15 protein-coding genes are annotated in these 14,507 nt (G+C 70.6%); 9 read left to right on the top strand and 6 right to left on the bottom strand.

Annotation, left to right across the window (positions count from 1 at the left end; all coding sequences use genetic code 11):
• Positions 1-25 precede the first annotated feature (25 nt).
• Entirely contained in the window at positions 26-778 is a 753-nt protein-coding gene (locus MMB17_RS10380; protein ID WP_241101873.1) for a TetR/AcrR family transcriptional regulator, read from the bottom strand.
• A gap of 200 nt (positions 779-978) precedes the next feature.
• Between MMB17_RS10380 and MMB17_RS10375 the strand changes: the two genes are divergently transcribed.
• Both MMB17_RS10375 and MMB17_RS10370 read left to right on the top strand, forming a co-directional pair.
• Entirely contained in the window at positions 979-2,103 is a 1,125-nt protein-coding gene (locus MMB17_RS10375; RefSeq protein WP_241101872.1) for a glycosyltransferase family 2 protein, read from the top strand.
• Positions 2,091-3,209, top strand: a complete 1,119-nt coding sequence (locus tag MMB17_RS10370; RefSeq protein WP_241101871.1) for a hypothetical protein — start codon at positions 2,091-2,093, stop codon at positions 3,207-3,209. Before MMB17_RS10375 ends, MMB17_RS10370 begins: the two co-directional genes overlap by 13 nt.
• A gap of 65 nt (positions 3,210-3,274) precedes the next feature.
• Here MMB17_RS10370 and proC read toward each other — a convergent pair whose 3' ends face one another.
• The 3 genes from proC to MMB17_RS10355 form a co-directional block, all read right to left on the bottom strand.
• Positions 3,275-4,096, bottom strand: coding sequence for a pyrroline-5-carboxylate reductase (gene proC, locus MMB17_RS10365; protein WP_241101870.1), 822 nt, complete (start codon positions 4,094-4,096; stop codon positions 3,275-3,277).
• 8 nt (positions 4,097-4,104) lie between these two features.
• On the bottom strand, positions 4,105-4,608 hold the full coding sequence (locus tag MMB17_RS10360) for a type III secretion system chaperone family protein (protein WP_238310420.1): 504 nt from the start codon (positions 4,606-4,608) through the stop codon (positions 4,105-4,107).
• 293 nt (positions 4,609-4,901) lie between these two features.
• Complete coding sequence (locus tag MMB17_RS10355; protein ID WP_241101869.1) at positions 4,902-5,183, bottom strand: accessory factor UbiK family protein; 282 nt, start codon at positions 5,181-5,183, stop codon at positions 4,902-4,904.
• 270 nt (positions 5,184-5,453) lie between these two features.
• Between MMB17_RS10355 and MMB17_RS10350 the strand changes: the two genes are divergently transcribed.
• The 3 genes from MMB17_RS10350 (at position 5,454) to MMB17_RS10340 (ending at position 8,568) form a co-directional block, all read left to right on the top strand.
• Positions 5,454-6,185 (top strand): response regulator, encoded by a 732-nt coding sequence (locus MMB17_RS10350; RefSeq protein WP_241101868.1) that lies wholly within the window; start codon positions 5,454-5,456, stop codon positions 6,183-6,185.
• Positions 6,186-6,198: 13 nt separating this feature from the next.
• Positions 6,199-7,767, top strand: coding sequence for an ATP-binding protein (locus tag MMB17_RS10345; protein WP_241101867.1), 1,569 nt, complete (start codon positions 6,199-6,201; stop codon positions 7,765-7,767).
• A 168-nt stretch (positions 7,768-7,935) separates the two neighbouring features.
• Positions 7,936-8,568 (top strand): hypothetical protein, encoded by a 633-nt coding sequence (locus tag MMB17_RS10340; protein WP_241101866.1) that lies wholly within the window; start codon positions 7,936-7,938, stop codon positions 8,566-8,568.
• A gap of 62 nt (positions 8,569-8,630) precedes the next feature.
• Here the strand turns inward: MMB17_RS10340 and MMB17_RS10335 are convergent, their stop codons facing one another.
• A complete protein-coding gene (locus MMB17_RS10335) occupies positions 8,631-9,287 on the bottom strand; it encodes a glutathione S-transferase family protein (RefSeq protein ID WP_241101865.1) in 657 nt (218 codons plus the stop codon).
• Between the two features lie 377 nt (positions 9,288-9,664).
• On the opposite strand from MMB17_RS10335, the gene MMB17_RS10330 reads away from it, so the two are divergent.
• Both MMB17_RS10330 and rpsU read left to right on the top strand, forming a co-directional pair.
• Positions 9,665-10,879, top strand: coding sequence for a polyhydroxyalkanoate depolymerase (locus MMB17_RS10330; RefSeq protein WP_238310429.1), 1,215 nt, complete (start codon positions 9,665-9,667; stop codon positions 10,877-10,879).
• A gap of 195 nt (positions 10,880-11,074) precedes the next feature.
• Entirely contained in the window at positions 11,075-11,383 is a 309-nt protein-coding gene (gene rpsU / locus MMB17_RS10325; protein ID WP_238310430.1) for a 30S ribosomal protein S21, read from the top strand.
• Positions 11,384-11,494: 111 nt separating this feature from the next.
• On the opposite strand, the gene MMB17_RS10320 is transcribed toward rpsU, so the two are convergent.
• Positions 11,495-11,884 carry a response regulator gene (locus MMB17_RS10320; RefSeq protein ID WP_338041778.1) on the bottom strand — a complete coding sequence of 130 codons (390 nt, stop codon included), beginning with the start codon at positions 11,882-11,884 and terminating at the stop codon, positions 11,495-11,497.
• A 321-nt stretch (positions 11,885-12,205) separates the two neighbouring features.
• On the opposite strand from MMB17_RS10320, the gene MMB17_RS10315 reads away from it, so the two are divergent.
• Together MMB17_RS10315 and MMB17_RS10310 are read left to right on the top strand one after the other, a co-directional pair.
• Positions 12,206-12,991 carry a class II glutamine amidotransferase gene (locus MMB17_RS10315; RefSeq protein ID WP_241101863.1) on the top strand — a complete coding sequence of 262 codons (786 nt, stop codon included), beginning with the start codon at positions 12,206-12,208 and terminating at the stop codon, positions 12,989-12,991.
• Positions 12,992-13,065: 74 nt separating this feature from the next.
• Positions 13,066-14,499: an NAD-dependent succinate-semialdehyde dehydrogenase gene (locus tag MMB17_RS10310; RefSeq protein ID WP_241101862.1), complete on the top strand. Its 1,434-nt coding sequence runs from the start codon at positions 13,066-13,068 to the stop codon at positions 14,497-14,499.
• The last annotated feature ends 8 nt before the right edge of the window (positions 14,500-14,507 follow it).

The raw sequence follows: 14,507 nt of genomic DNA, 5'->3' as shown, positions 1-14,507 counted from the left end.
CCGCGGCCCAGGCGCAGCCCCCGGCTCAGATCGCGGCGGCGGAATCGCCGTCCACCGCCGGGTCCTCGTCCTTGACGGCGTCCCTGCGCCGGCCGCGGCCGGGGCGACGGTCGAGGAAAGCGCGGCCCAGGGCGCGGAACGGCGCGGCGAGGCGGCGGGCATCCTCCGCCCGCTCCATGAAGCGCTCGCCGCGGCGGATCTCCTGGTCCAGCCGGGCCATGGTGCGGGCGAGCGCCGGGTCGTCGTCCTCCAGCCAGACCTCGACGGTGCGGGCGAAGGCGATCACCACGCCCTGCAGCTTCACCCGCCCGAGCGGGCCCTCCGTGTCGATGCCGGCCGCCGCCAGCATGTAGCGGTGCGAGTTGAGGGCCACGTTGTTCAGCGCCATCAGGGAGAGCGGGTCGGCGCGCAGCGCATAGGCGATGCGGCGCAGGGCCGGCTTGTAGGGCGCCATGGCGTCGAGCCGGCGCATCAGCACGTCGAAGAGGCGCTCGCGGGTCGGCTCGTCGGCGAGGTCGGTCGCCTCCTCCTCCAGCACCTTCCTGTCGATGATGCGCGACAGGCCGCCGAGGATGGCGCCCTTGGACGGGAACAGCTCCCGCAATTCGGCGAGGCTCAGCCCGGCCTCGCGGGCCACGTCCCCGACCTCGATGTCGTTCCAGGGCTGCTCGGCGGCGAGCCGCATCAGCGCCTCGACGGCGGCTTCGCGGGGATTGGGCTTGGCCGACTTCCCCTTCGCGGCCTTGGCCACGGGCTTCGGATCGGGATTCGCTTCCATGGTCGCGCTCCGTCTCTGGCTGAGTGTCGCGGACCGGGACGGGCCGCCTCATCGGGCCTTACTTAAGCCCACTCGCGCCCGCTTGCAGGGACAAGGCGGAAATCAGGGCTGTGCATCACACCGATTCTTAAAAGGCCTGCCTCCATAGCAGGGGATGATCCGGGTGGTCCGCCGCCCGGCCCCGGCAGACGGAGGCCCCGATGCTCCACGCCCCGATCGTTGCCGAGCGCAGGCTCGTCCCGGACGACGCCCCCCTCGAGCTCGCCGTCATCATCCCCACGCGCAACGAGGCGGGCAATGTCCGCCGTCTGCTCGCCGGGCTCGAAGCGGCCCTCGCGACGATCTCCTGGGAAGCGATCTTCGTCGACGACGATTCGCCGGACGGCACCGCCGCGCTGGTGCGCGAGATCGGCCGGAGCAATGTCCGGGTGCGCGTCCTCCAGCGGATCGGACGGCGCGGCCTGTCCTCCGCCGTGATCGAAGGCATGCTCGCCACCTCCGCCCCCGTGCTCGCGGTGATCGACGGCGACGGCCAGCACGACGAGACCCTGCTGCCCCGCCTCTACGCGGCCGTGCGCGACGGCCACGACCTCGCGGTCGGCTCCCGCTACGTCGAGGGCGGCGGCACCGGCGACTGGGATTCGGGCCGCGCCGCGGCGAGCCGCTGGGCGACGCAGCTCGCCCGCAAGGTGACCCGAACCCGCCTGAGCGATCCGATGAGCGGCTTCTTCGTCCTGCGCCGCGAGGTCCTGGAGGCGGCCCTGCCGCGCCTGTCCGGCACCGGCTTCAAGATCCTGCTCGATCTCGTCGCCTCCTCGCCGGAGCCGCTGCGCATGACCGAAGTGCCCTACACCTTCCGGAGCCGCACGGTGGGCGAGAGCAAGCTCGATTCCGCCGTCGTCCTCGAATACCTGAACCTGCTCATCGACAAGACCGTGGGCCGCTTCCTGCCGCCCCGGCTGATCCGCTTCCTGCTGGTAGGCGGCCTCGGTCTCGGCGTGCACCTCGCCGTGCTCGGCCTCGGGCTGGCCCTCACCGCCCCCTTCGCCGCGGCCCAGGCCTTCGCCGTCTGGGCGGCGATGACCTTCAATTTCAGCCTCAACAACGTCTTCACCTACCGCGACCGGCGCCTGCGCGGCTGGCGGCTGCTGCCGGGCCTGCTGAGCTTCTACGCGGTCTGCGGGATCGGGGCCCTCGGCAATGTCGGCGTCGGCACCTGGGTGCACGGGACGCAGCAGATCTGGTGGATCGCGGGCATCGCCGGCGCGGTGATCGGCGCGGTCTGGAACTTCGCCGCCGCAAGCGTGGTGACATGGCGGCGCTGACCGCGGCGCCGGTTCCGGCGGCGTCGCGGCCCTCCCTGCCCGCGAGCCGCCTCGCCCGCCTGCCGGCCCTCGCGGCCCGGGCTCTCCTGGCCGGGCTCGCGGCGCTGATGGTCTACGGGCTCGCCCTCTCCTTCGCGCCGAACGCCGGAATGGTCCGGACCTCGCCCGACCCCGAGCAGACCGACGTGAAGCTCTACACGGCGATCGCCGAGCGCGTCGCCGCGGGCGAGGGCTACTACACCGCCGCCCTCGCCGAGCAGCGCCAGCGCGGCTACCCGCTCAAGCCCTTCGTGACGGTGCGCCTGCCCACCCTCGCCCTGTTGCAGGCACGGATCGGGATCGACGCGGCCCAGCGCATCCTGTGCGGCCTCGCGGCCCTGGCCGCCCTCGCCATGGCGTTCCGCCTGTTCCGGGATCTCGGCCCCGGCCGCGTCCTGGCCGCGGCCATCGCGCTCACCGTCGTCGGGTTGCTGCCCTTCGGCGTCCCGGTCTTCGGCTTCTGGCACGAGGCCTGGGCCTCGGTGCTAGTGGTTCTGTCGCTGGCCTGCCGCAGCCGGGAGCGCTGGATCGGGAGCGTACTGATCGGCTTCGTGGCGGTCGCCTTCCGCGAGCTCGCCCTGCCCTATCTCTGCGTCATGGCCTTCGTGGCGCTGGTCGAGGGCAACCGGCGGGAGGCGCTGGCCTGGATCGCCGCCATCCTCGCCTTTGCCGGGCTCCTCGCCGCCCATGCCCTGACGCTCAGCCACCTCGTGACCGCGGCCGACCCCGCCTCGCCCGGATGGAGCGCGGCCGGCGGCTGGCCCTTCGTGCTGAGCATGATCGGCGCCTGCACGCTCCTCACCCTGGCGCCGTTCCCGCTGGTCGCCCTGGTGGCACCCCTCTGCCTGCTGGGCTGGGCCGCCTGGCCCGGCGGCCTCGGCCTGCGGGTCGCCCTGCTGCTCGGCGGGCTGAGCCTCGCCTTCATGCTGATCGGACGCCCGGACAATTTCTACTGGGGGATGATGCTGGCGCCGCTGCTCTTCACGGGGCTCGCGGCCCTGCCCTTCGGCCTGCGCGACCTCGTTCACGCCGCGCGGGGACAGGCGCAGCCGCGGATCGCGGCCTGACTCACGCCGCCCGGGCGACCGCTCCGATCGAACGGGGAAAGAAGCGCCCGGCCCGCCGGCTTCGATCAGCCGGAAAGCTCGGCCGCCCGGCGGGCCGCCGCGGCCACGGCCTCCCGCATCAGATCCGGCATGGCGCCCTCGCGCATCAGCACCGCCAGGGCCGCCGCGGTGGTGCCGCCCGGCGAGGTCACGTCCCGTCGCAGCTGTCCCGCCTCCGTGCCGGTGGCCTCGAGCAGCGCCCCCGCCCCGGACACCGTGGCGCGGGCGAGCCGCGCGGCCGTCTCGGCGGGCAGGCCCGCCGCGATCCCGGCCGCGGCCAGGGTCTCGGCGAGCAGGAAGACATAGGCCGGCCCCGAGCCGGACAGGGCCGTCACCGCGTCGATCAGCCCCTCGTCGTCGAGCCACTCCACCAGCCCGGAGCAGGCCAGCAGGGCTTCCGCCGCCGCGCGCTGGCCGGGCGAGACCTCCGAGCTTGCCACGGCGCCGGTAGCGCCCCGGCCGATGCTGGCCGGCAGGTTCGGCATGGTGCGCACGACGCAGGCGAGGCCCGGAAGGCGGGCCTTGAGATCGGCGATGGTCTTGCCCGCGAGGACCGAGACGAGGAGCGTGCCCGGGCCGACGAACGGGGCCAGCGCGGCAGCGGCCTCGGCCAGCCCCTGCGGCTTGATCGCCAGCACCAGCGTCTCGGCCGGGGCGGGCGCGGCCGGGTTCACGGCGATGCCGCGCTCGGCGCAGAGCATCGCCATCTCGGGGGAGAGGTGCGGGTCGACGACCGTGGTGCGGGCGGGATCGAGGCCGCCGGCGAGCCAGCCCCGCAGCATGGCCCCGCCCATCTTGCCCACGCCGAAGAGGGTCAGCGAGGCGGGCAGGCCGGTGACGTTCGCCATCGCCCCACTCAGGCCTCGCCCTCGGTCTCGAACAGGACGGCGTCCAGGGATTCCCGGGCGCTCTTGCCGGCCCAAATCACGAACTGGAAGGCCTGGTAGTAGCGCTCGCAGGCATCGGTCGCGCTCTTCATCAGCATGGCGCATTGGCCCTGCGTCGGCGCGATGCCGCCGGTCAGCAGCAGGGAGTGGCGGAACATCACGACGCTGTCGGTCGACCAGAGATCGAAATGGCCGATCCAGAGCTGCTCGTTGACGAGGGTGACGAGCTTCAGCACCTCGGTCCGGCGCCGCTCCGGCACCTTGAGGTCGAAGGCGGAAGCGACGTGCAGCGCCTCGACGTCTTCGATCCAGGTGAAGGCGATGTGGTAATCCGTCCAGCGGCCCTGGACCGAGACCGACATCTCGTCGGCTTCCGCCCGGTCGAACATCCAGTCGCGCAGGGAGGCGATGCGTTCGACGACGTCGAGCGGGTGCTCGGGCCGGTCGTGATCTTCGATCTGGAGCTGGTTCATGGCGATCCAAGTTGTCGGCCGGTCGAGTCATGTCGAAACGGCCGGCGCAAAAGCAATTGCGGCCCGCAGATTGGGCAACCCAAGGTCGCGAACCTTCTCGCGAAGGTCTGCACCACGGATCATTTGACTCCGGCTGCGGTCCCGTCTTTCCGGTCGGGGCGAATCAGTGCTTTAGCGGTTATAACCTGCCCCGCCCGGAAGCTTCAAAGCTCCATTTGGGGTTGAGCGGTGGGCAACGCGCATTTCCACCGATCCTTCCTGTGCAAAATCACAGGCGGCCTCGAAGCCCGGGGTCACACCGCCTCGGAGCCGCCGGCCTTGGCTTCGAGGGCGCCGAGCTTGGTTTCGAGGGCGGCGACCCGGGTGGCGAGCGCCTCGTTCTGGGTCCGCAGCGAGGCGACGAGGTCGCGCAGCACGTCCACCTCCTCGCGGGTGGCGATGTCCATGTCGCGGATCAGGCGCTCGAACTGGCCCTTCACCAGGGTCTCGGCCTCCCGGCGCACGCCCTGGGCGGCACCGGCCGCATCGGTGAAGAGGCGGGCGAAATCGTCGAGGATGCGGTTCGGGCCCTGCATGGTCGGTCTCCCTGGAGCGCCGCCCCGGCGGTTTCGCCGGAGGGCCGAATCAGTGTCCGCTCCGACATAGGAATCGGCGCGACTCCGGGCAATCGCCCCCGTGAAAGGGATTTCGGCTTTTCCCGCCCCGGTTTCGGCAGGTTTCCGAACATCTCGGAGCCGCGGTCCCGCAACATCGGGTTACAAGGTTTGTTTCCCGACTCTCTTCGATCCGCAGCCGGTGCCGGGCATAACACCCGACAGAGGGTCGCCTTTCACTGCAGACGGATCATGAGCACCACCGCCGCCGCGCCCACGCCCCACATCCTTGTCGTCGAGGACGACCGCGAGATCAGCGCCCTCGTCGCCCGCTACCTGCGCGCCAACGAGTGCCGGGTGACGCTCGCGGGCGACGGGAAGGAAATGGACCGGGTGCTGCTCGACGCCCGGGTGGACCTGATCGTCCTCGACCTGATGCTGCCGGGCGAGGACGGCCTCAGCCTGTGCCGGAGGCTGCGGGCCAACTCCTCCATCCCGATCATCATGCTCACCGCGAAGTCGGAGGATGTCGATCGCATCGTCGGGCTCGAGATCGGCGCCGACGACTATCTCGGCAAGCCGTTCAACCCGCGGGAGCTCCTGGCCCGCATCCGGGCGATCCTGCGGCGGGGCGCCGGCAGCGACCGCCAGGAGGACGATGGCCTGCGCAAGCTCCATTTCGCGGGCTGGACCCTGGATGCGGCCCTGCGCCAGGTTCTGAGCCCGGAGGGTGCCCGCATCTCCATCACCGGCGCCGAGTTCGATCTGCTCCACGCGCTCTGCCTGCGCCCGGGCCGGGTTCTCTCCCGCGACCAGCTGCTCGACCTGACCCAGGGCCGCGCCGCCGGCCCGTTCGAGCGCAGCATCGACGTGCTGGTCAGCCGGATTCGCCAGAAGATCGAGCGGGACCCCCGCAGCCCGGAGATCATCCGGACGATCCGTTCCGGCGGCTACCTGTTCGCGCCGGAGATCACACGATCATGAGTGCGGGGATCGCATGAGCGCGGGGATCGAGGGCCTCGGCCCGAAAAACGGATATCACTTTTCGAAAAATGCCGGTGCGGAACCGCCGCAGGGCCCCGCGCGGCTCGCGCCGGCTTCCGGTTCCGAGGCCAGTCGGGAGGCCGCCCTGCCGAAGCGCCGGCGCTTTCCCTGGCCCCGCCCGCGCTCGGCGGCGGGTCAGATCGCCCTGCTCGTCGTCGCCTCGATCCTGGCCGCCCATATCTGCGCCGGCCTCGCCGTCCTGGCTCTGCGCGAGCCCTGGCGGGCGGAAGGTCATCCGGGGGTCGCGGCCACCCGGCTCGCCACGGTCGCCCGCCTCGTCGATGCCTCCGACCCCGCCGCGCGCGAGGGGGTGCTGACCTCCGCGGCCAAGACGCTGCCCGCCCTGCGGCTCTCCGCCTGGGACGGGACGCTGCCGGCCACCGGCGGCCCCAAGCAGGATCTTGGCGAGGGACGGGGGATGCTCGACCGCGTGCGCGAGGTCTTCGGCCCGAATCTCGACCTCACTCTCCTCGGAACCGGCGCCGGTCCGAATGGCGGCCGGCTCCTCCATATCGGCCTCGCCACCCCTTCCGGCGCCCGCCTCCAGGCGGTGCTGCCGGCCGAACCGCCGCGGCCCTCGCTCCAGGGGCCCCTCGTCCTCACCCTGCTCTTCCTGGGGCTGAGCCTCGCCATGCTCTCCCTCTGGGCGACCCGGGCGCTCACGGCGCCGCTCGCCCGCCTCGCCCACGCGGCGGAGGCCTTCGGGACCGAGGCGAGCCCGCTGCCCCTGCCGAAGCGCGGGCCGGAGGAGGTGCTGGCCGTCGCCCGCGCCCTCGACCGGATGCGCGCACGCGTGCATCGCCTGATCGACGACCGCACCCAGATGCTGGCCGCGATCAGCCACGACCTGCGCACGCCGATCACGCGGCTGCGGCTGCGCGCCGAGTTCATCGAGGATGAGCACGCCCGGACCGCGACCCTGCGCGACCTCGACCAGATGAACGGCCTCGTCGAGGCGGCCCTCTCCTACGTGCGGGACGGCCAGAGCGGGAATGCGGGGCCGATGCCGCTGATCGATCTCGCCTCGATCGTCCAGACCGTCTGCGACGATTTCAGCGACGTGGGCGCCGACGTGACGCTGGACCGTGCCCGTCACGTGCTGGTGCGCGGGCGGCCGGAGGAATTGCAGCGGGCGATCACCAACCTCGTGGACAACGCCGTGAAATATGCCGGCGCGGCGCGCATCGCGATGAGCGCCGGGCCGCACGGCATCGCCGTGGAGGTGAGCGACGAAGGCCCCGGCATCCCGGATGCCGAGCACGCGGCGATGCTGCAGCCCTTCGTCCGGGGCGATCGGGCCCGCAATCTCAACGAGGCGAGCGGCTTCGGCCTGGGGCTCTCGATCGTGCTGGCCATCGCCGAGACGCATGGCGGGCGGCTCGCTCTGCGCAACCGCGAGGGCGGCGGCCTCGTCGCCCGCATCGACCTGCCCGCGGCCACGGGTGGGGAGACGTCACGCCCGACGGGGTCGGATCCGGTTCCGGCGCGCAGGACGACGCCGCCGGCCGGACTCGAGGTGTAGGCCCGATCGATTCGAACCGGAAATTTGACGCGAAAGGTTTCTCAAGCCGCCTCCGAAACATCCGGAAACACAGGCACCGCCCGGCATCAGGATCCCGTTAAGCATGGCGGCCTCTCCTGAGCGTCGCGATCACGCATCCTGCGCGTATCGCCGCCACCGGAGCGATCGATGACCGCCATCTCCAGTCTGTTCTCCTCGACGAGCACCCAGGCGACCCGTCCGCCACCCCCGCCGCCCCAGGGCCAAGGCCAGGGCAGCGACCCGATCGCGGACGAGATCAGCAGCGCGCTGTCCTCGGGCTCGATCAGCTCGACCGATGCCACCGCCCTCACCAGCGCGCTGGACAGCATCCATTCGAGCCTGTCCGAAGACGATTCCGCGACCTCGGCGTCGAGCACGGGGTCGAGCAAGGGCGCCGCGCGCCACGACCCGAGCGCGATGAAGTCCAAGATCGACGGCCTGATTGCGGACCAGGTCAGCGCCGGCACCCTGACGAGCGATCAGGCGGACACGCTGAAGTCGATGTTCGCGGATGCCGCCGCCTCGGGTCCGGCCGGCATGCAGGGACCGCCGCCCCCGCCGCCTTCGGATGGCCTGTCCGCCTCCGCGAGCACGGATTCGAGCGACGGATCCTCCAGCACCACCGATTCCTCGAGCGCGGCGAGCAATGCCAGCGCGCTCCTCGCGGATTTCCTGAAGCAATTGCAATCGAATCTGGCGAGCAGCGCCAGCTACGGCGCCAACGGCAGCTCGAGCACCGCCTACGCCAAATCGAGCCTGGTGCTGGATTTCAACGCCTGAGCGGGCCGGCGCGTCGGAGGGCTTCGCGCCGGCCCCTCATCCTCGACGATTCCGGAGGACGATCAGAACTCCATGTCGAGTTCCTGAATCTCCTCCGGCTCGCCGGCCGCGGCCTCGGTCCACTCGGTCATCAGGTCCCAGGCGAGAATCGTGTCCTTGTAGGTGTCCGCCGTGAACGGCAGCCGCACGTCGTAGGTGCGAAAGCGCGTGCAGACGGGCGCGTACATCGCGTCCGCGAGCGTCGGCTTCGGCCCGAACAGGAACGGGCCGCCGGAGCGCGACAGGCAATCCTCGAAGATCGTGCAGATGCGCTCGATGTCGCCCTTGGCGCCGTTGAACACCTTGAAGCCGTGATGGAGCGCCCGCAGGTTCATCGGCAGCGCCGAGCGCAGATTGATGAATCCGCCATGCATCTCGCCCGACACCGAGCGGCACCGTGCCCGCTCGACCGGCGGCTCCGGCAGAAGCCCCGCCTCGGGATACGACTCGTTGAGATATTCCGCGATCGCGAGGGTGTCCCACACGCTGATCCCGCCATGGTCGAGCCGCGGCACCAGGAAGGAGGGCGAGAGCAGCAGCAATTCGGCCCGGATCGAGGCATCGGCCCCCGAGACGACGGCGGTCTCGAAATCGAGGCCGACCATCCGGCAGATCAGCCAGCCGCGCAGGGACCAGGAGGAGTAGTTCCGGCTCGAAATCGTCAGCGTCGCCGCAGCCATGGTCGTTGCCCTCCACCATTGTTGCCGAGGTGCGATCCAAGACTCGTACCAGCCGCCCTCCGGCTTCACGCCGGCCACGCTGTCCACCGAAATCGCCGCACGTCCGGGATCCGAAAATCTTCCTCGAAGTTATCGAATCCCCGGTGGGCATGATGCTCGCGTCGGGAGAAGGGCGAAAGCGGCTTCTCCCGGTGGCCGGTCCGGACGTCGGTGATGCGCGGATACGACACTCGTTCACATATATACTTTTTGCCGGTTGCGCGCCCTTGCGAGGCGGATGACCCTGCCGCCTCCTCGCAGACCGCCTGCGGGCTGCCGCGGGAGGGCGCCACCGGTCGTGCATCGGCGGTGTCCCCTCCCGCAGGAGACACCGGTCGATGATGTACGAAGCCTTCGACGTCCAGAGCGACATCGCGCGCCAGACCCGGGCCTGGGGCCGCGTGATCCGCGATGCGACCGCGCCGTTCGCCGATTCGCCCTTCGGCGGCCCGGCGAAATGGTGGTCGGCCGGTGCGCGCATGATGATGCGGGCGGGCCTCACCTTCACCCGGCCCTCCTACGGCATCAGCCGGGTGACGGTCGGCAACCGCGAGGTGCCCGTTCTCGAGGAGCCGGTGGTGGCCACGCCCTTCGGGACGCTGCTGCGCTTCCGCAAGGACGTCGAGACCGAGCAGCCGAAGGTGCTGGTGCTCGCCCCCCTGTCGGGCCACTTCGCGACGCTGCTGCGGGGCACGATCCGCACCCTGCTGCCCGATCACGACGTCTACATCACCGACTGGCACAATGCCCGCGACGTCCCGGTCTCCGAGGGCCGCTTCGGCTTCGACGACTATGTCGATCACGTCGTGCGGTTCGTCGAGACCATGGGCGAGGGCACGCATCTCCTGGCGGTCTGCCAGCCCGCGGTGCAGGCGCTCGCCGCGACCGCGGTGATGGCCCAGTCGAAGAACCGGACGCAGCCGCGCAGCATGACGCTGATGGCCGGCCCGGTGGATTGCCGCGTCAGCCCGACCAGCGTGAACGAGCTCGCCACCTCGAAGCCGATCGAGTGGTTCGAGCAGAACCTGATCGCCACCGTGCCCGCCCGCCACAAGGGCGCCGGCCGCAAGGTCTATCCGGGCTTCATGCAGGTTTCGGCCTTCGTCGCGATGAACGCCAAGCGCCACAGCCAAGCCCATAGCGACCTGTTCTGGCACTACATGAACGACGAGGCCGAGAAGGCGACCGCGCTGGAGACCTTCTACGACGAGTATTTCGCCGTGCTCGACCTCACGGCGGAATTCTACCTCGAGACCGTCTCGAAGGTGTTCCAGACCTACGACCTCGCCCGCAACGCGCTGACCTATCGCGGCACGCCGATCGACATGGGCGCGATCCGCCGCACGGCGCTGATGACGGTGGAGGGCGAGCGGGACGACATCTGCTCCGTCGGCCAGACCATGGCCGCCCATGATCTGTGCACGGGGCTCGCGCCGCACATGAAGAGCCATCATCTCCAGGCGGGCGTCGGCCATTACGGCGTCTTCTCCGGCCGCAAGTGGGAGGGCCAGACCTACCCGCTCGTGCGCAACTTCATCCAATCCCACGCCTAACGGTTTCACGCCGACTTCCAACGGCGTCGCCGTTGGTGTATGGCGTGAGGTCAGGTGCAAGCTTTCGCGCCGATTCGGACACACGACGCGTCCCTCCCGGGCCGATCCCGGGACAGGGGCGTTTGTCGGTTTTTCCCTTGAGGGGTCCGGATCGGGCGCGGTCCGGTAAAGACGTATTCCAGAGGATCAAGTCCGTTGCAGGTACTCGTTCGCGACAACAACGTCGATCAGGCGCTCCGCGTCCTCAAGAAGAAGATGCAGCGCGAGGGCATTTTCCGCGAGATGAAGCAGCGGAAGGCCTATGAGAAGCCGTCCGTGCGCAAGGCTCGCGAGAAGGCCGAGGCCGTGCGCCGTGCCCGCAAGCAGGCCCGCAAGACCGCCATCCGCGAGGGCCTGATCGCAGCCCCGAAGCCGAAGCCCCGTACCGGCGCCCCGCGCCGCCCCGGCTTCGGCCAGCAGCAGAGCCCGGCTCCGGCCGCCGCTGCTCCCGCCGTGGCCTCCTGAGGCCCTTCGCGCCGAAAACGATGAAGGCCGCTGCGAAGCGGCCTTTCCATCGGACGAGCGAGACGATCTGGCCCGGCTGTCCCCCGACAGCGCGGGCCTTTTCCGTTTGCGTCAGGCGTGCGGCGCCAGGGCGGCGCGCTCGGCCTGGACGAGGACGGCCAGCGGCACCCAGGGCTTGCGCAGGAACACCGCGTGAGACGGCAATTCCGACGCGCGGTCCGTCTCGCGCTTGGAGGTCACGACCAGCCGGACCTCCGGCCAGCGCGCATCCACCGTGCGGGCGAGCGCCACGCCATCCATCGCGCCGGCCAAAGCCGTGTCGGCGAGGACCATCGCCACATCCACGTCGGGCCGCTCCAACACGGAGAGGGCCGCTTCTGCGCTCTCGCAGGCGATGACGTCGAGATCCGTCTCCTCGATGAGGACGGAGGCGAGGTTGCGAAGGTCGGCATCCTCCTCGACGACGAGAGCCACGCGATGATCCGGGTTTGCGTGAGCCATGGAATCTCCTTCGCTCGTTCGAGTGGGGTTCCTCAGGTCCGGCGGAGCGGGACCTGCCTGTACGCGACGCGGGAAGGGGGACACCGCGGACAACGTGCGGCGCTCATCGACAACCGGCGGCCATGCCTTCGGGTTCAGCCCAAATCAGGAGGTTATGCTTCCAGGCGCCACGGCGCATTAAGAACCTGTTCACCATCCTGGCATGAATGTTAGCCTCCGCAAACGAACCTCGGCCTTCCGGACCGAGGCTTGCATGGGGTGCCGTTCAGGCGGCGGCTCGGGCACGCTCCCGAGCGAGACACGGAGGTTCAGAGGTCCGCGATGTGCCGTTTCCTGGCCTATCTCGGTGAGCCGGTTTTCCTGAACGAACTCGTCTGCGCGCCGACGCATTCCCTGGTGCACCAGTCCCTGCACGCCACCGAGGCGAAGACCGAGACCAACGGGGACGGGTTCGGGATCGGCTGGTACGGCGAGCGCCCGGAGCCAGGTCTCTACCGCGACATCTGCCCGGCCTGGTCGGACGAGAACCTGGTCAATCTCTGCTCGCAGGTCCGCGCGCGCACCTTCTTCGCCCATGTCCGCGCCTCGACGGGCACGGCCACCACCCGGGCGAACTGCCATCCCTTCGCCCATGGCCGCCACCTGTTCATGCATAACGGCCAGATCGGCGGCTATCACCGGATCAAGCGGCGGCTGGAGGCGCTGATCCCGGACGAGCTCTACGACACCCGCCGCGGCACCACGGATTCGGAAGCGATCTTCCTGCTCGCCCTGGCCGAGGGGCTGACCGAGGATCCGGTCGGCGCCATGCGCCGGACGGTGACGACCGTGCGCGCGCTGACGCAGGAGGCCAAGGTCACGGAGGCCTTCCGCTTCACCGCCGTCCTCACCGACGGCGAGACCCTCACCGCCTATCGCTGGGCCTGCGACGGACGCCCGCCGAGCCTCTACTACCGCGAGACGCCGCAGGGCCTGACCGTGGTGTCCGAGCCGATCGACGGCTGCCGCGAGGGCTGGAAGATCGTGCCCAAGGGCGGCACCCTGCGGGCGCGCCGGGGCGAAGGGGCGTCGATCTCTGCGCCCGACGCAGAGCGGATCGCCGCCTGAGGAGGAAACGCTCCTAACCGGCCCCGAACTGCGCTAGGTCCCGGCGGTCTCATCGCCGTAAGCGGGGCCTGCCCATGTTTCCCGACGTCAAGCTCCACATCGCCGGCCATTGGCGCGCGGGCGCCGGCGGCGACACCCTCCCGATCCTGAACCCGGCCACGGGCGAGACGCTCGGCCGGCTGGCCTGCGCCACCCGGGCCGACCTCGACGAGGCGCTGGAAGCCCTCGCCCGCGGCTTCGCCGCCTGGCGGGCCGTCTCGGCCTTCGAGCGCGGCAAGGTGCTCCGGAAGGCCGCCGGGCTGATGCGCGAGCGCGCCGAGACCATCGCCCGTCTGATGAGCCTGGAACAGGGCAAGCCCCTGGCCGAGGCGCGCATCGAGACCGCGGTGGCGGCCGACATCATGGAGTGGTTCGCGGAGGAAGGCCGGCGCGCCTATGGCCGGGTGATCCCCGCCCGGGCGGACGGCGTGCTGCAGATCGTGGTGCGCGAGCCGGTCGGCCCGGTCGCCGCCTTCACGCCCTGGAACTTCCCGATCAACCAGGCCGTGCGCAAGCTCTCCGCGGCCCTCTGCACCGGCTGCCCGGTGATCCTGAAGGGGCCCGAGGACACCCCGGCGAGCTGCGCCGAGCTGGTGCGCGCCTTCCTCGATGCCGGGGTGCCGGGCGATGCCCTAGCCCTGGTCTTCGGCGAGCCCGCCGAGATCTCCGGCTACCTGATCCCGCATCCGGTCATCCGCAAGATCACCTTCACGGGCTCCACCGCCGTGGGCAAGCAGCTCGCGGCGCTCGCCGGCCAGCACATGAAGCGGGCTACGATGGAGCTCGGCGGCCACGCCCCGGCGATCGTGTTCGACGATGCCGATGTCGAGACCGCCGTGCGGGTGCTCTCGGCCAACAAGTACCGCAATGCCGGGCAGGTCTGCGTCGCCCCGACCCGCTTTCTCGTCCAGGAGAAGGTCTATGACCGCTTCGTCGACGGCTTCGTGGCCGTCTCGAAGGGGCTGAAGGTCGGCCCCGGTCTCGAGGAGGGCACGCAGATGGGCCCCCTGATCCATGCCCGCCGGCTCGAAGCGATGGAGGCCCTGGTGGCCGATGCCAACGAGAAGGGCGCCACCCTGCGCACCGGCGGCAAGCGCATCGGCAACCAGGGCCATTTCTTCGAGCCGACCGTGTTCACGGACGTGCCCCTCGAGGCGCGCCTCATGAACGAGGAGCCCTTCGGTCCGATCGCCGCGATCCGGCGCTTCAGCCGCGACGAGGAGGCTTTGGAGGAGGCCAACCGCCTGCCTTACGGGCTCGCGGCCTACGCCTATACCCGCTCGGCGGAGCGGGCGACGCGGGTGGGCGCGCGCGTCGAGGCGGGCATGGTCTCGATCAACCACCACGGCATCGCCCTGCCCGAGACGCCCTTCGGCGGCGTGAAGGATTCGGGCTACGGCAGCGAGGGCGGCTCCGAGGCGATCGAGGCCTATCTCACCACGAAGTTCGTCACGCAGGCGAGCTTCTGAGGGCGCAA

Source organism: Methylobacterium organophilum (assembly GCF_022533465.1).
In the GTDB taxonomy this organism is placed as follows: domain Bacteria; phylum Pseudomonadota; class Alphaproteobacteria; order Rhizobiales; family Beijerinckiaceae; genus Methylobacterium; species Methylobacterium organophilum.
The sequence above is the reverse complement of the archived record's forward strand: the minus strand, read 5'-3'. Positions and strand labels throughout refer to the sequence as shown.

What these genes read in the sequence shown, in the direction of transcription:
- MMB17_RS10380 (WP_241101873.1), bottom strand. Translation starts at nt 778, where the DNA reads ATGGAAGCGAATCCCGATCCGAAGCCCGTGGCCAAGGCCGCGAAGGGG.
- MMB17_RS10375 (WP_241101872.1), top strand. Translation starts at nt 979, where the DNA reads ATGCTCCACGCCCCGATCGTTGCCGAGCGCAGGCTCGTCCCGGACGAC.
- MMB17_RS10370 (WP_241101871.1), top strand. Translation starts at nt 2,091, where the DNA reads ATGGCGGCGCTGACCGCGGCGCCGGTTCCGGCGGCGTCGCGGCCCTCC.
- proC (WP_241101870.1), bottom strand. Translation starts at nt 4,096, where the DNA reads ATGGCGAACGTCACCGGCCTGCCCGCCTCGCTGACCCTCTTCGGCGTG.
- MMB17_RS10360 (WP_238310420.1), bottom strand. Translation starts at nt 4,608, where the DNA reads ATGAACCAGCTCCAGATCGAAGATCACGACCGGCCCGAGCACCCGCTC.
- MMB17_RS10355 (WP_241101869.1), bottom strand. Translation starts at nt 5,183, where the DNA reads ATGCAGGGCCCGAACCGCATCCTCGACGATTTCGCCCGCCTCTTCACC.
- MMB17_RS10350 (WP_241101868.1), top strand. Translation starts at nt 5,454, where the DNA reads ATGAGCACCACCGCCGCCGCGCCCACGCCCCACATCCTTGTCGTCGAG.
- MMB17_RS10345 (WP_241101867.1), top strand. Translation starts at nt 6,199, where the DNA reads ATGAGCGCGGGGATCGAGGGCCTCGGCCCGAAAAACGGATATCACTTT.
- MMB17_RS10340 (WP_241101866.1), top strand. Translation starts at nt 7,936, where the DNA reads ATGACCGCCATCTCCAGTCTGTTCTCCTCGACGAGCACCCAGGCGACC.
- MMB17_RS10335 (WP_241101865.1), bottom strand. Translation starts at nt 9,287, where the DNA reads ATGGCTGCGGCGACGCTGACGATTTCGAGCCGGAACTACTCCTCCTGG.
- MMB17_RS10330 (WP_238310429.1), top strand. Translation starts at nt 9,665, where the DNA reads ATGATGTACGAAGCCTTCGACGTCCAGAGCGACATCGCGCGCCAGACC.
- MMB17_RS10320 (WP_338041778.1), bottom strand. Translation starts at nt 11,884, where the DNA reads ATGGCTCACGCAAACCCGGATCATCGCGTGGCTCTCGTCGTCGAGGAG.
- MMB17_RS10315 (WP_241101863.1), top strand. Translation starts at nt 12,206, where the DNA reads ATGTGCCGTTTCCTGGCCTATCTCGGTGAGCCGGTTTTCCTGAACGAA.
- MMB17_RS10310 (WP_241101862.1), top strand. Translation starts at nt 13,066, where the DNA reads ATGTTTCCCGACGTCAAGCTCCACATCGCCGGCCATTGGCGCGCGGGC.